This window comes from Flavobacterium pokkalii (genome assembly GCF_014596575.1).
Classification (GTDB): Bacteria; Bacteroidota; Bacteroidia; order Flavobacteriales; family Flavobacteriaceae; genus Flavobacterium; species Flavobacterium pokkalii.
The window spans coordinates 173,144-188,406 of sequence record NZ_NASZ01000004.1; the positions used below are offsets into that span (position 1 = coordinate 173,144).

The 15,263-nt window shown below is 35.3% G+C and carries 11 protein-coding genes; 7 read left to right on the plus strand and 4 right to left on the minus strand.

The window, feature by feature from the left end; genetic code table 11:
* Positions 1-16 precede the first annotated feature (16 nt).
* From rlmF to uvrB, 3 genes are all read left to right on the plus strand, one after another.
* A complete protein-coding gene (gene rlmF, locus B6A10_RS04960) occupies positions 17-976 on the plus strand; it encodes a 23S rRNA (adenine(1618)-N(6))-methyltransferase RlmF (RefSeq protein WP_188219943.1) in 960 nt (319 codons plus the stop codon).
* A 170-nt stretch (positions 977-1,146) separates the two neighbouring features.
* Entirely contained in the window at positions 1,147-2,436 is a 1,290-nt protein-coding gene (locus B6A10_RS04965) for a nucleoside hydrolase-like domain-containing protein (protein WP_188219944.1), read from the plus strand.
* Positions 2,437-2,531: 95 nt separating this feature from the next.
* Positions 2,532-4,523: an excinuclease ABC subunit UvrB gene (gene uvrB, locus B6A10_RS04970; RefSeq protein WP_188219945.1), complete on the plus strand. Its 1,992-nt coding sequence runs from the start codon at positions 2,532-2,534 to the stop codon at positions 4,521-4,523.
* Here the strand turns inward: uvrB and B6A10_RS04975 are convergent.
* Positions 4,520-4,924, minus strand: coding sequence for an excinuclease ABC subunit B (locus B6A10_RS04975; RefSeq protein WP_188219946.1), 405 nt, complete (start codon positions 4,922-4,924; stop codon positions 4,520-4,522). The two genes, uvrB and B6A10_RS04975, sit on opposite strands and share 4 nt — an antisense overlap.
* A gap of 322 nt (positions 4,925-5,246) precedes the next feature.
* Between B6A10_RS04975 and B6A10_RS04980 the strand changes: the two genes are divergently transcribed.
* The 3 genes from B6A10_RS04980 to B6A10_RS04990 are packed head-to-tail and all read left to right on the plus strand — an operon-like array spanning position 5,247 to position 7,752.
* On the plus strand, positions 5,247-6,257 hold the full coding sequence (locus B6A10_RS04980) for a dipeptide epimerase (RefSeq protein WP_188219947.1): 1,011 nt from the start codon (positions 5,247-5,249) through the stop codon (positions 6,255-6,257).
* Between the two features lie 6 nt (positions 6,258-6,263).
* Positions 6,264-7,304, plus strand: a complete 1,041-nt coding sequence (locus B6A10_RS04985; RefSeq protein WP_188219948.1) for an aminotransferase class I/II-fold pyridoxal phosphate-dependent enzyme — start codon at positions 6,264-6,266, stop codon at positions 7,302-7,304.
* 37 nt (positions 7,305-7,341) lie between these two features.
* Positions 7,342-7,752, plus strand: a complete 411-nt coding sequence (locus tag B6A10_RS04990) for a DUF1456 family protein (protein WP_188219949.1) — start codon at positions 7,342-7,344, stop codon at positions 7,750-7,752.
* A 60-nt stretch (positions 7,753-7,812) separates the two neighbouring features.
* On the opposite strand, the gene B6A10_RS04995 is transcribed toward B6A10_RS04990, so the two are convergent.
* From B6A10_RS04995 to sucC, 3 genes are all read right to left on the minus strand, one after another.
* Positions 7,813-8,151 carry a hypothetical protein gene (locus B6A10_RS04995; RefSeq protein WP_055093492.1) on the minus strand — a complete coding sequence of 113 codons (339 nt, stop codon included), beginning with the start codon at positions 8,149-8,151 and terminating at the stop codon, positions 7,813-7,815.
* 329 nt (positions 8,152-8,480) lie between these two features.
* A complete protein-coding gene (locus B6A10_RS05000) occupies positions 8,481-8,819 on the minus strand; it encodes a hypothetical protein (RefSeq protein WP_188219950.1) in 339 nt (112 codons plus the stop codon).
* A gap of 311 nt (positions 8,820-9,130) precedes the next feature.
* Positions 9,131-10,324 (minus strand): ADP-forming succinate--CoA ligase subunit beta, encoded by a 1,194-nt coding sequence (sucC, locus tag B6A10_RS05005; protein ID WP_026713096.1) that lies wholly within the window; start codon positions 10,322-10,324, stop codon positions 9,131-9,133.
* A 422-nt stretch (positions 10,325-10,746) separates the two neighbouring features.
* Between sucC and gltB the strand changes: the two genes are divergently transcribed.
* On the plus strand, positions 10,747-15,261 hold the full coding sequence (gltB, locus tag B6A10_RS05010) for a glutamate synthase large subunit (protein WP_188219951.1): 4,515 nt from the start codon (positions 10,747-10,749) through the stop codon (positions 15,259-15,261).
* The last annotated feature ends 2 nt before the right edge of the window (positions 15,262-15,263 follow it).

A 15,263-nucleotide genomic window follows, 5' to 3' on the forward strand; every position in this document is an offset into this window, starting at 1 on the left:
ATTTAAACTCCTAGGAATGACAGTAGTTACGGAAAAATCAAACTTACATTCACGAAATCTTCATCGTTCCCGCTATGATTTTAAATTGCTAATCGAAAAATGTCCTGAGTTAAAATCTTTTGTTTTCATTAACGAATTTGGCAACCAAACGATTGATTTTAGTAATCCGCAGGCTGTAAAAATTTTAAATAAGGCATTATTAACTACATATTACGATATTCAAAACTGGGATATTCCTAAAAATTACCTTTGTCCACCCATTCCCGGAAGAGCCGATTATATCCATTACATCGCCGATTTATTAGCCGAAAGTAATAACGGTAATATTCCAATGGGAATAGAAATTGAAGGTCTGGACATTGGAACCGGAGCCAACTGTATTTATCCCATCATCGGAAATTCGGTTTACGACTGGAGTTTTGTGTGTACTGACATTGATGAAATATCACTTGAAAATTGCACCAAAATTATTGAAGCCAATCCAAAATTGATGGATGCTATCAGTTTACAACAGCAAATAGAGTCCCGATACATTTTCAAAAATATCATCACACCCGAAGACCATTTTGCTTTCACCATTTGCAATCCTCCTTTTCATAAATCAGCAGAAGAAGCCGCTAAGGGAAGTCTGCGAAAAGTGAGTAATTTAAAAGGTCAAAAACAAACAAAAGCAGTTTTAAACTTTGGCGGTCAAAACAATGAACTCTGGTGCGAAGGCGGCGAACTGGCTTTTATTACCCAAATGATTTTCGAAAGTGCCCGTTATCCGTTACAATGTTTATGGTTTACCACTTTAGTTTCTAAACAATCCCATCTAAAAAGTTTATTCAAAACCCTAAACAAAGTCAACGCCGCTCAAATTCGTACTATTGACATGGCGCAGGGACAAAAAACCAGCCGTATTCTAGCCTGGTCTTTCCTTACCGAAAACCAACAACAGAATTGGGAATTTGAAACAAAACAGATTGTTTTTTAACTCTTAAATTTTTCTTTTTCTTTCTTTTATTTTCTTTTTATTTGTTTTTATTTGTTTTTACAACTAAAAAAATTATCTTTAACAGCCTTACTTTTAGCTGAACTATCTTTTTCAGAATTATAAAAAATCGCTGTATAAGACTAAAAAATTAGATTAAAACAAAAAGAAACATGAGAAATCCAATTTTAATTACCCTATTTTGTTTAACACAAAGCCTGATTTCAGCACAAAATCCAACACCTGTAAAACCCCGGGTTTTAATTAGTACTGATATTGGTGGCACCGATCCAGATGACAATCAGTCTATGGCACATTTACTCATGTATAGTGATTTGTTTCAGCTGGAAGGGCTTGTTTCCTCTCCTTCCTACGGATCTGGTAACAAAGAAGAAATTCTCAGAATGATTGATCTTTACGAAAAAGATTTACCCAAACTAAGAAAACACAATAAGAAACTGGCTAAGCCAAAATTTTTGCGTTCAATTTGCAAACAAGGACGCAAAGGCAATGCTCCGTTTCAAGGATATATTGCTCCTACCGAAGGTTCGGAATGGATAATAAAATGCGCAAAGAAAAAAAGCAGTCAACCTCTTTGGGTTTTGGGTTGGGGCGGATTGGAAGATATTGCGCAAGCCTTGCATGACGCACCAGAAATTCAGGATAAAATAAAAATATATTGGATAGGCGGCCCAAATAAAAAATGGAGCGCCAACAGTTATGCTTATATCGCTGAAAATTTCCCAAATTTGTTTTTCATTGAAGTCAATTCAAGCTATTACGGTTTTTTCTCCAACAATACTGAAATTGATCAGGTAAACAATTCAAATTATTATGACACTGTTATCAAAGGAGCGGGAAATTTGGGTTTAGATTTCAAAAAATATTACAACGGTGAAATTAAAATGGGTGATTCCCCTTCTCTTTTTTATTTGATGGATGGCAATCCAGACAATCCGGAAAGAGACAGCTGGGGCGGAAGTTTTGAAAAAATAAATCACAGTCCCCGATTAATTTACAATCAAACCACTAGTGTTAAAGACAGCGTTGCTTTTTGTTCCATTATCGAAATGCATTTAAAAGGTCCAAAATCAAATTTTACTTCGGATGATGTTTGCTTCCAAATGGAAATACCATACGGAAATACCACGCAAAAATGGCCGGGCTATTATTTAGATAATGGAGAGTATGCCATCAGATATATTCCCAAAAAAGCCGAAAATTTGAATTACATTTTCACCTCTGAAATTCCTGAAATTAACGGTTTAAAAGGAAGTATTGTCGTGACCAATTTATGGCCGGGAACAAAACACTCCACCGATTATCCTTTGGGTAATAATTGGTACAGCGACAAATCAAATCCGGAATTATACGATGGAAAAATCCAGGGTGGTAAAACCATCTCTAAATGGAGAAAAGACATTCTGGAAGATTGGGCAAAACGTTGGAATTGGTTGAAATAATCTCAAAAACAAATACTATTTGCATTTCCAAATTTTGAGCTACTTCAAAAAAAGCTTTTGTACCTTTGCAAGTCTAAACTTTGCAACAAAAACAAATGAAATTCCAAGTCGTATCGGATTACAAGCCTATGGGCGACCAGCCTCAGGCTATTGAAAAACTAGCACAAGGTATTATTGATGGTGATCAATTCCAAACACTGTTAGGGGTTACAGGATCCGGGAAAACATTTACAGTAGCCAATGTAATCCAGGAAGTACAACGACCAACCCTTGTTTTAGCACACAATAAAACCTTAGCAGCGCAATTGTATTCGGAATTCAAACAGTTTTTCCCCAATAATGCGGTGGAATATTTCGTTTCTTACTACGATTATTACCAGCCGGAAGCTTTTATTCCGGTTACTGGTGTTTATATAGAAAAAGACTTATCTATCAACGATGAGCTGGAAAAAATGCGTTTGAGCACCACCTCTTCCCTGCTTTCAGGACGAAGAGATATCATCGTAGTGGCTTCGGTTTCCTGTTTGTACGGTATTGGAAATCCGGTGGAATTTCAAAAGAATGTTATTGCCATTGAAAGAGATCAGGAGATTTCCAGAACGAAGCTGTTACATTCTTTAGTGCAAAGTTTGTATTCGAGAACCGAAGCTGATTTCAATCCGGGTAATTTCAGAATCAAAGGCGACACCGTAGAAGTTTTCCCTAGTTATGCCGATGATGCGTATCGCATTCACTTTTTTGGGGACGAAATTGAAGAAATCGAAAGTTTTGATATTCAAACTTCCAAAGTAATTGAGCGATTTGACAAACTCACTATTTACCCTGCCAATATGTTTGTGACTTCTCCGGATATTTTACAAAATGCGATTTGGCAAATCCAGCAGGATTTAGTCAAACAAGTGGATTATTTCAAAGAAATTGGCAAACATTTAGAAGCCAAAAGACTGGAAGAACGCACCAATTTCGACTTGGAAATGATCCGGGAATTAGGCTATTGTTCCGGAATTGAAAACTATTCTCGTTATTTGGATGGTCGCGAAGCAGGAACACGACCTTTCTGTTTATTAGATTATTTCCCAAAAGATTATTTGATGGTAGTTGACGAAAGTCACGTAACCCTATCTCAAGTCCATGCCATGTATGGCGGAGATAGAAGCCGAAAAGAAAATTTGGTAGAATACGGCTTTAGACTACCCGCCGCTATGGACAACCGACCGCTGAAATTTGAGGAATTTGAAGCCATGCAAAATCAGGTGATTTACGTTTCAGCTACTCCGGCAGATTATGAATTAAAAAAATGCGAAGGAATTTATGTGGAACAAATTATCCGACCAACCGGATTAATTGACCCTGTTATCGAAATTCGTCCGAGTTTGAATCAAATTGATGATTTGATTGAAGAAATTCAACAACGTTGCGAATTGGACGAACGCGTTTTGGTTACAACCCTTACTAAAAGAATGGCGGAAGAACTTGCCAAATATTTAGCAAAAGTAAGTATTCGTTGCCGTTACATTCATTCGGATGTAGACACTTTGGAACGTATTGAAATCATGCAGGATCTTCGAAAAGGTCTTTTTGATGTCTTGATTGGGGTAAACTTACTACGTGAAGGTTTGGATTTGCCTGAAGTTTCGCTGGTTGCCATTCTGGATGCTGACAAAGAAGGTTTTTTACGTTCGCATCGTTCGCTTACACAAACCATTGGTCGTGCCGCCCGAAATTTGAACGGAAAAGCTATAATGTATGCCGATAAAATTACCGATAGCATGCAAAAAACGATTGACGAGACCAATTATCGCAGAACCAAACAGATTAATTTTAACACCGCCAACAATATTGTTCCTCAGGCATTAAACAAAAAGATTGACAATGTATTTACCAAAAATCCTTTGGTTGAATACGAATTAGGACATACTTTCAATAAGGCCGCGGAAGAAACAAATGAATACTTATCTAAAAATGAAATAGAGAAACGCATTCGCGAAAAGCGAAAATCTATGGAAAAAGCCGCAAAAGAACTCGACTTTATGCAAGCCGCAAAATTACGTGACGAAATAAAAAAATTACAGGAACAATTGGCTTAATAGTCTAAATCATTTTGAAAAATACTCCATAGCATTTCATCAGAAATAGTTGAATTAGGAGCATTTTTAATTTTTTTCAACAGCACCTTAGTCGCATCAAGATCTAATCCCATACTGATAGCGATATGACCTATCAGCTCCGGATCCTGCTTGTACAACACACCATCGTTCTGAAAAAAGAGAATTAACCTGTAAAATTGCTTGATACGCCCTAATTTGATGTTCTCCGGCATCGGAGGTAATTCCTGACTTAATAAATCGATAAAACCTCCTTTCTCGAAATGTAATTCGTTAGCAATTAAGAATAAAAAATCATACCCTTTTTTATTCAATTGTCCGTCAACGGTTGCATAAGCAATCATTTCTAAAAGCAATTTCTTTTTTTCTTCACAAGTGTCCATATCGTAAATAATTTTAGCTAAAATATCATTTTTTATGCTAAAAACCCAAAGAAATATCCACAATCAAACAATTTAATTAAAAAATCACATTTTTTTTCCAACATAAAAAAGGCAAAAAAGACAAAAAAATCACAAGATTTTAATTTTTTACACCCAAAATACGTAGTTGCAAAATTCACTTTTTACAGAAAACACTTTTATCACTATTGTTTTTTATTATTTATGCAAAATGAGATTAAAAAATTCCGAAAATCAAAATTCTTCATCTTCACTAAATAATATTCATTTTTATAGCTTAATTTTATCATAAAACCAGACAATTATGGAATTGATTATTAGAGAATACGAGCTACAATTAAAGCACACTTTTACAATCTCTAGAGAATCAATCGATATTCAGCCTTCTTTAATTGTACAATTAAAAAGTGGCGGATTCTCCGGATATGGTGAGGCAACTTCAAATCCTTATTACCACATTAGTGTCCCCATGATGAAACAGGATTTAGAAGCCGTACGAACGCTTATTGAGTCTTCTGTTGATGAAACTCCCGAAGATTTTTGGGCAAAAATGCATCCGCATTTAAAACATGACATGTTTGCACTTTGTGCACTGGATATGGCTTTCACGGATTTATATGCCCGAAAAAAAGGTAAAAAACTACATGAACTCTGGGATTATAACATCGAAAGAAATCCTTTGACCAATTACACCATTGGAATCGATACCATCGACAAAATGGTGGCTAAAATGAAAGAACTTCCCTGGCCTATTTACAAAATAAAATTGGGCACCAAAGAAGATATTGCCATCGTAAAAGCTTTGAGAGAACATACCGATGCCATTTTTAGAATTGATGCCAATTGCGGATGGGAAATTGAAGAAACACTAAACAATGCCGTGGAATTAAAAAAACTGGGCGTAGAATTTTTAGAACAGCCCTTAAAAGCAGACGATTGGAAAGGACACGAAATTATTTTTAAACATTCGGTTTTACCAGTTATAGCTGACGAAAGTTGTATTGTAGAAAACGATGTAGCCAAATGCTTCAATCATTTTCACGGAATAAATATTAAACTGGTAAAATGTGGCGGACTCACCCCTGCCCGAAGAATGATTCAACAAGCAAAAAAACTGGGATTAAAAACGATGGTGGGTTGTATGACCGAATCATCAGTTGGAATCTCGGCCATTGCTCATTTAATTCCGCAATTAGACTATGTGGATATGGATGGCGCCTTATTACTTTCGGAAGATATTGCCAGTGGAGTCCAAATTGAGAATGGAAAAATTGGCTATTCTGAAATAAACGGCACCGGTGTTGTTTTAAAATAATTATTAATGAAAGTTGACAAATTTCCCGATCGATTGATCAAAGTCGATAACGAAAAAAATTTATACTTTGGCGGGACAGCTTATCTGGGCTTACCGCCAAATAAAAAATTCAAAAAAATACTTTATAAAAACATTGAGCGTTGGGGCACCGCTTACGGAAGTTCCCGAAATGCCAATATCAAACTCACCGCTTACGAAAAAGGTGAAACTTTTTTAGCGCAATTTATCCAGGCTGAAGCTGCGCTTACTGTTTCTTCCGGAATGTTAGCCGGGCAAATTGTTTTAGACAGTTTAATATCGGATACAGATGTTTTTTATCATTTTTCAAACAACCATGTCGCTATCAGCAATTCAAACAGTCTTCCGCTTTTTACCAATGGAATTCTAAATCCAAAATTACTGGATAATAAAACAGAAAAAATTTGCATTCTTACCGATGCTGTTCCTTCTAACACCGTAAAACCAGTCTCACTTTCTTTTTTAGATCAAATTGAAAATTGCAAAGAAATTACTTTGGTGCTTGACGAATCGCATTCGTTAGGAATTTTAGGCGAAAATGGCAGCGGAGTTTATGCCTCGATAAAGCACCCCAAAATCAAACGTAAAGTTTTAGTTTCGTCACTAGGAAAAGCGATGGGATTATCTGGCGGTGTAATAGCCAGCGATTCTGATTTTATCAGTACAATAAAATCCAATGCTATTTTTGTTTCCAGCGCCGGAATGAACCCGGCATTTGTAAGCACACTGGCTGATTCGGAAAAGCTATACCAAAAACAAATTAAAAAACTAAAAAGAAATCTGGCTTACTTAAAAACTAATCTTTTGGCAAACCCAAACATTCTTTTTGATGAAAATTATCCGGTAATCTATCCTGAAATAGCAAACATCAATACTATTTTGGCTTCCAAAAAAATAATTATTACCAATTTCAAATACACATCCGAAACCGATTATTTGAACCGGATTATTATTACAGCCAATCACGAAAAGAAAGATTTGGATAAAATCATTCAAATTCTAAATGAATATCAATCCGAAATAGATTAGCTAACACTTTATAGCGTACCTTTGTAAAAAATTTAAAATGACAAACAACGATATTTTCAAAAAATTACGCGTTGCCTTAATGCTTCGTGACGACCAAATTGTAGAAATTTTAGAATTGGTCGATTTCAGAATTTCTAAATCCGAATTAGGCGCATTTTTTCGTGATTCCAAACATCCCAATTATTTGGAATGCGGCGATCAGGTATTGCGTAATTTCCTTAACGGTTTAGTTATTCATTTGCGAGGAACAAAAGAAAATCCTAAAAACCCAAAAGACGTTTTAACCAAACATAAAGCCGAAATCCCTGCAAAGAAAACGACGGTTTCTAATGAACCAAAAGCTGCAAAAACAACTTTCAAGAAAAAAGCCAACTTTAAAAAAGCTGCACCTAAAACTCCAGTGGTTGAAAAAGTAAAATTCAATAACGGGAAAAACAAAAAATCTTAATTGGAAATCGAACTTTGATTTTATAAAAAATCCCGCCTGATATCAGACGGGATTTATTTATTATTTGGTAAACTTAACCAAAAAGACAAGTCCGTTACCTGCTTCCAAATCATTTGCTGTTAATTTTTTATAATTCAACGTGTTTTTGATATAATAATTCAACTCCTCATTAGTTGTATTAGTGCTCATCACAACCATTTCATGATGCTCATTAATAGCAATCCTTACTTTTACTAAAACATCTCCTTCTAATCCGCTAAAAGCTGGATAAGCATTGAGCATTTTAGTTATTTCCTTATAAGTCTTGTTGTAATCCTCAGGATTATTAGAAGGCTTCTCTGCAGCAAACGCTGTTGTTAAAAATAAAGTTGCAACAGCTGATAAAAATAACTTTCTCATAATTTCTTTCTTTTAAATTAAAATTAATTCGTTCGAGATTTCATTACAAATTTATCAAAAAAACTATCCAAAAAAGAACTTATACTGTTGATAATGTAAGTTTTACGATTGACAAAAAATTAAACTACAAATTTTAAAATTCTAATAAAAAAAAATATTTTAAATTTCACTATTCATATAAAAAATAGAAAACGAAATAAAAAAAATCATCAAAACACCCCTAAAACAAAGTTTTTTTGATGATATTTCAACAAAAAAACTTAAAACAAAAAAACCAGTTTCATTTATTAAAAATAAAACCGGTTTTACAAATTACAATACAGCTCCTGTTATTTGGCAAATTTTACCAGAAAAACCAGTTTGTTACCGATTTCTAATTCATTTGCAGCTAACTTTTGATAATTCAAACTGTTTTTAATATAGTAACTCAATTCACTATTGGCTGCATCGGTACTCATCACCACAATCTCATGATTTTCATTTATAGCGATTTTTACTTTCACAACAACTTCTTCGCGTAAACTTTCAAAATTCGAATAGGTATTCAAAAGTTCGGCTAACTCTTTAAAAGTCTTTTCATAATCTTTATCCCTGTTTGGAGAACCCACAGCCGCAAAAGCTGTATTCATAAATAATGTAACAATAACCGATAAAAATAATTTTTTCATGATTTCTTTGTTTTTAATTACAGTTCAAAATTAGCACTGAAATCCATTCAAAAATCACAAAAACAATTGCTTAACCCAAAGATAAAATGAACCTTAAAAACACTTTTTACAAGTCTTAAAATTGATTTTCCTAAAAAACAACAGCCTTACAAATAAACTTTGATAAAAATAAATTTATAACAGAAAACAACTTCTTTTACTGAAAATTCCGAATCAATCAGGCTGTTAATCTTAAATTAATACAAACATTAAAAACAAAAAAAATCCTGTCCCAAAAAGGAACAGGATTTCAATATATTAGATTTTCTTAATTAAGAAAGAGCCGCTTGAACCTGATCAGCAGCTTCCTGGAACTGAACTGCAGATAAAATTGGCATTCCTGAATTATCGATTAATTCTTTTGCAATCTCAGCATTTGTTCCTTGCAAACGAACAATGATTGGCACATTGATAGCGTCTCCCATGTTTTTGTAAGCATCAACAACACCCTGAGCTACACGGTCACAACGAACGATTCCTCCAAAGATGTTAATCAAAATAGCTTTTACATTAGGATCTTTCAAGATAATACGGAAAGCTGTTTCCACACGTTTTGCATCAGCAGTTCCTCCTACGTCAAGGAAGTTAGCCGGCTCAAAACCTGCATATTTAATTAAATCCATAGTTGCCATTGCAAGACCGGCACCGTTTACCATACATCCTACAGTTCCGTCAAGATCAACATAGTTCAACCCTACTTCTTTAGCTTCTACTTCAATTGGATTTTCTTCACGAACATCACGCATATCAGCATACGCTTTTTGTCTGTATAATGCGTTATCGTCAATATTTACTTTAGCATCTACCGCTAAAATTTTATTATCAGATGTTTTCAAAACCGGGTTGATTTCAAACATAGAAGCGTCTGAACCAATATAAGCTTTGTATAAAGCATCGATGAATTTTACCATTTCTTTGAATGCATTTCCAGTAACACCTAAGTTAAAAGCAATTCTTCTTGCCTGGAAACCTTGTAATCCTACAGCAGGATCAATTTCTTCTGTAAAGATTAAATGTGGAGTATGCTCAGCAACTTCCTCAATATCCATTCCACCTTCAGTAGAATACATAATCATATTACGTCCTGTTGCTCTGTTTAATAATACAGAAACATAAAACTCAGAAGTTTCAGATTCTCCAGGATAGTAAACATCCTCAGCAATTAACACTTTGTGAACCGTTTTCCCCTCAGCAGAAGTTTGAGGAGTTACTAATTGCATTCCGATAATTTCGCTTGCAACACCTTCCACTTTGTCAATTCCTTTAGCAAGTTTCACCCCGCCTCCTTTACCACGACCACCTGCGTGAATTTGGGCTTTAACAACATACCAACTCGTTCCCGTTTCGGCAGTTAATTGTTTAGCAGCCGCAACTGCTTCTACTGGACTGTTAGCAACGATCCCGCGTTGAACGCGAACTCCGTAGCTAGCTAAAATCTCTTTTCCTTGATATTCGTGTATGTTCATAATATAGAATTTGTCTGAATCTGATTTTATTTCAGAAAATAAGTCCGACAAAAGTATTAAAAACGAACTTAAAACTGAAATCTTTTTAGTGATTTAAAATATCTTATAAATAAAGTTAAAAAAAGACGTTTTCACAGCTTTTTTTCTATCAAAAAAAAGATTTTGCCGCAAAAAAAAGAGTGAACTGACGTTTTTTCGTGGAATTCATCAATTATAGATTTGAAAAAATAAGAAATAATTGTCAAAATATCAGGCTAAAACCCTCTTAATATTAATAATTTGTTAATACACAGCCCAAATAATGCAATTATTATTATTAATTATACATTTTTCTATTATTCCTGTAAAAGTAACTCATTATAAGCCTAACCGATACATTATATATAATGAAATATCTATTTTTGTAAAAAAAATTATCAAGCATGAAACTTAAAGAACAAGGCCTTTATTTGCCAGAATTCGAGCATGAAAACTGTGGAGCTGGTTTTATCTGCAACCTTAAAGGTGAGAAAACAAATCAAATTATTCACGACGCATTAGAAATTCTAGTAAAACTAGAGCACCGTGGTGGTGTTAGTGCTGATGGAAAAACGGGAGATGGTGCTGGACTTTTGATTGACATACCTCACGAATATTTCAATAGAGTTTGTGATTTCAATTTACCTGCCCCACGTGAATATGCTGTTGGGATGGTATTTTTACCAAAAATTAACAATCAATACGTTTTTTGTAAAGACATATTTGAAAAAGAAATTAAAGCACAAGGACTTTCTGTTTTAGGATGGAGAGAAGTTCCTGTTGATTCTTCTCAATTAGGAGAAATCGCTTTAGCTTCTGAACCTACTATCGAACAAATTTTTGTTGGTAAAAACGAAGCTATTGACGAAGCAACATTTAAAGCAAAATTATATGCTGCCCGTAAAATCACAGAACACACTATTGCGAATTCTAAAATCTCGCAAAGTTCTTATTTTTATGTACCTAGTTTATCTACTACTACCTTAATATATAAAGGTATCATTATGCCTGAAGATATCGGGCCATACTATACTGACTTACAACAAACTGATTTAGTAACTCGTTTGGCGTTAGTTCACCAACGTTTCTCTACGAATACAATGCCTACTTGGGAGTTATCTCAACCATTCCGATACATGTGTCAAAATGGAGAGATTAACACTTTAAGAGGTAACGTAAGCAGAATGCGTGTTCGTGAAGAAATCATGAAGAGTGATGTTTTCGGTCCGCAAATAGAGAAGTTATTCCCTATTATCTTACCTGGAAAATCAGATTCAGCTTCTATGGATATGGTTGTTGAATTATTAACACATACTGGTCGTTCCTTACCGGAAGTAATGATGATGATGATTCCTGAAGCATGGGAAAAACACAAAACCATGTCAGAAGAGCGTAAAGCATTCTACGAATACAACGCTTGCATTATGGAACCTTGGGACGGACCTGCTTCTGTACCTTTCTCTGACGGAGATTACATTGGAGCTTTATTAGACCGTAACGGTTTAAGACCATCTCGTTATACTGTAACTAAGAGCGGAAAATTAATTATGGCTTCTGAAATTGGAGTTGTAAACGTTGATCCGGAAGATGTAGAAAGCCACGGAAGATTGGAGCCAGGAAAAATGTTCTTGGTTGACATGAATGAAGGTCGTATTGTAAATGACGAAGAAATCAAAAACAAAATTGTTTCTGAAAGACCTTACCAAGAATGGTTAAAACAATACCGTTTGAACTTAAAAGACGTTCCTACTACAACTAAAGCTTGTCCAATCGAAACTATCGATTTAAAAACAAGAGAGCGTTTATTCAACTATACATTAGAGGATATTCAGGATATGATTACTCCAATGGCTCAGGCTGGAAAAGAAGCCTTAGGTTCTATGGGTACTGACACTCCACTTGCTGTTTTATCAGACAGACCTCAATTAATCCCTAACTATTTCAAACAATTATTCGCGCAGGTTACTAACCCTCCTTTGGATGGTATTCGTGAGGAAATTGTAACTGACATCAGTTTAGCATTAGGACAGGACAGAAACATTTTTGACATTTCTAGTAAACAATGTAGAAAATTAAGAATCCAAAATCCGGTAATTTCTAACGATGACTTAGAAAAAATCAGAAATATTGATATCGACAATTTCAAAGCAGAAACTATTGAAATCTTATACAAAAAAGATAAAGGTTTAAATGGTTTAGAAAATGCTTTAGAAGATATCATTACTCAAATCAGCAAAGCAGTTGACAGAGGAACTAACATCATCATCTTATCAGACAGAGGTGTTAACAAAGAGTTTGCTCCAATCCCGGCTTTATTAGCGTGTTCTTATGTTCACCATCAGATGAACCGTTTGCGTAAGCGTTCTTACTTCGATATCATTATCGAATCAGCAGAACCACGTGAACCGCACCACTTCGCAACATTATTTGGTTACGGAGCGAGCGCTATCAACCCATACATGGTAAACGAAATCATTCGAGTACAAGTACAGGAAGGATTTATCACAGGAATTAGCGAGCAAAAAGCAGTTGACAACTTCAACAAAGCAATTGGTTCTGGTATTTTAAAAATCATGAACAAAATTGGTATCTCGACGTTACATTCGTACAGAGGTTCTCAAATTTTCGAAATTGTTGGTTTCAACTCTAAATTTGTTGAAAAATACTTCCCTTACACTGCTTCAAGAATTGAAGGTATCGGATTGTATGAAATCGAAAAAGAAATCAACGAAAGATATTTATACGCTTATCCGGATGTATTAATCCCTAACCGTTTAGGTTTAAATATTGGTGGAGAATACAGATGGAGACGTAACGGGGAAAGACACATGTTCAACCCAACTACTATTGCTAAATTACAACAAGCAGTACGTTTAAGTGATCAGGCTAGTTATGATGTTTACGCTAAATCTGTAAACGATCAGGCTAAAAGTTTAATGACCATCCGTGGTTTATTTGAATTTGACAACTTAGATCCAATTCCATTAGACGAAGTAGAACCATGGACAGCTATCGTAAAACGTTTCAAAACCGGAGCGATGTCTTACGGATCTATTTCCAGAGAAGCACACGAGAATTTAGCTATCGCTATGAACCGTATAGGTGGAAAATCCAATTCAGGTGAAGGTGGAGAAGACAGAACCCGTTTCCAACCGGATATCAACGGAGACAGTCGTAACTCAGCTATCAAACAAGTAGCTTCCGGACGTTTTGGAGTAACTTCTCACTACTTATCTAGTGCAAAAGAGATTCAAATTAAAATGGCACAAGGTGCTAAACCAGGAGAAGGGGGACAATTACCAGGTGAAAAAGTATTGCCTTGGATTGCATCGGCTCGTAACTCAACTCCTTTCGTAGGATTGATTTCGCCACCACCTCACCATGATATTTACTCTATTGAGGATTTAGCACAATTAATCTTCGACTTGAAAAATGCTAACAGAGAAGCACGTATCAATGTTAAATTGGTTTCTGAAGTTGGTGTTGGAACTATCGCTGCGGGTGTTGCTAAAGCAAAAGCTGATGTAGTATTAATCGCAGGTTATGATGGTGGAACAGGAGCTTCTCCATTAACATCATTGAAACACGCTGGTCTTCCTTGGGAACTTGGATTAGCTGAAGCACAACAAACTTTAGTATTAAACAACTTAAGAAGCCGTATTGTTGTAGAATGTGACGGTCAGTTAAAAACAGGTCGTGACGTAGCTATCGCAGCTTTATTAGGTGCTGAAGAATTTGGTTTTGCTACTGCTCCTCTTGTTGCTTCAGGATGTATCATGATGCGTAAATGTCACTTGAATACTTGCCCTGTAGGTATTGCTACTCAGGACAAAGAATTGCGTAAAAACTTTAAAGGAACTCCTGAGCACGTAATTAACTTCTTCTACTATGTAGCTGAAGAATTGAGAGGAATTATGGCTCAACTTGGTTTTAGAACTTTGGAAGAAATGATTGGTCAAACACATAAAATCAATTCTAACAAAGCTATTACTCACTATAAAGCCAGAGGTTTAGATTTATCATCAATCTTACACCGTCCGGCGGCATACAGAGACATGGTGGTTCGCAACACAGAGAAACAGGATCACGGATTAGACAATGTAATGGACTTCCAAATCTTGAAAGATTCTCACCGTGCATTATACAGAAAAGAAAAAATGACTTTAGAATATCCTATTAAAAACACTGACCGTTCAGTAGGAGCTATTGTTAGTAACGAAATTTCTAAAATTTACGGACACTTAGGTTTACCGGAAGACACTTTAAATATTAATTTCACTGGTTCTGCCGGTCAAAGTTTAGGAGCATTTAGTGCACACGGATTAACTTTTACAGTTGAAGGAAACACTAATGACTATTTAGGAAAAGGATTATCCGGAGCTAAATTAATCATCAAAAAACCAGCAAAAGCTACTTTTGTTGCTTCAGAAAACATTATCGTTGGTAACGTTTGTTTATTCGGTGCTATCGAAGGAGAAGCTTTCATCAATGGTATTGCAGGAGAGCGTTTCGCAGTTCGTAACTCAGGAGCTACAGCAGTTGTTGAAGGTGTAGGAGACCACGGTTGTGAGTACATGACTGGAGGAAAAGTAGTAGTCCTTGGAAAAACAGGAAGAAACTTTGCCGCAGGTATGAGTGGTGGTATCGCTTATATCTACGATCCTGAAAACAAATTCAAAAACGGTTTATGTAACACTGAAACAATCGAATTTGAAACAGTAGAAGGACAAGAAGCTGACGAATTAAAACACTTAATCGAAAGACACGTACAATATACAAACAGTACAAAAGGAAGCGAATTATTAAGTGATTGGAACACAAGCTTAGAAAATTTTGTAAAAGTAATGCCTACAGAGTACAAAAAAGCATTAGAGCGTTTGAAATCTGGGGTACAAATGGTAGAAGAATTAACAGCATAATA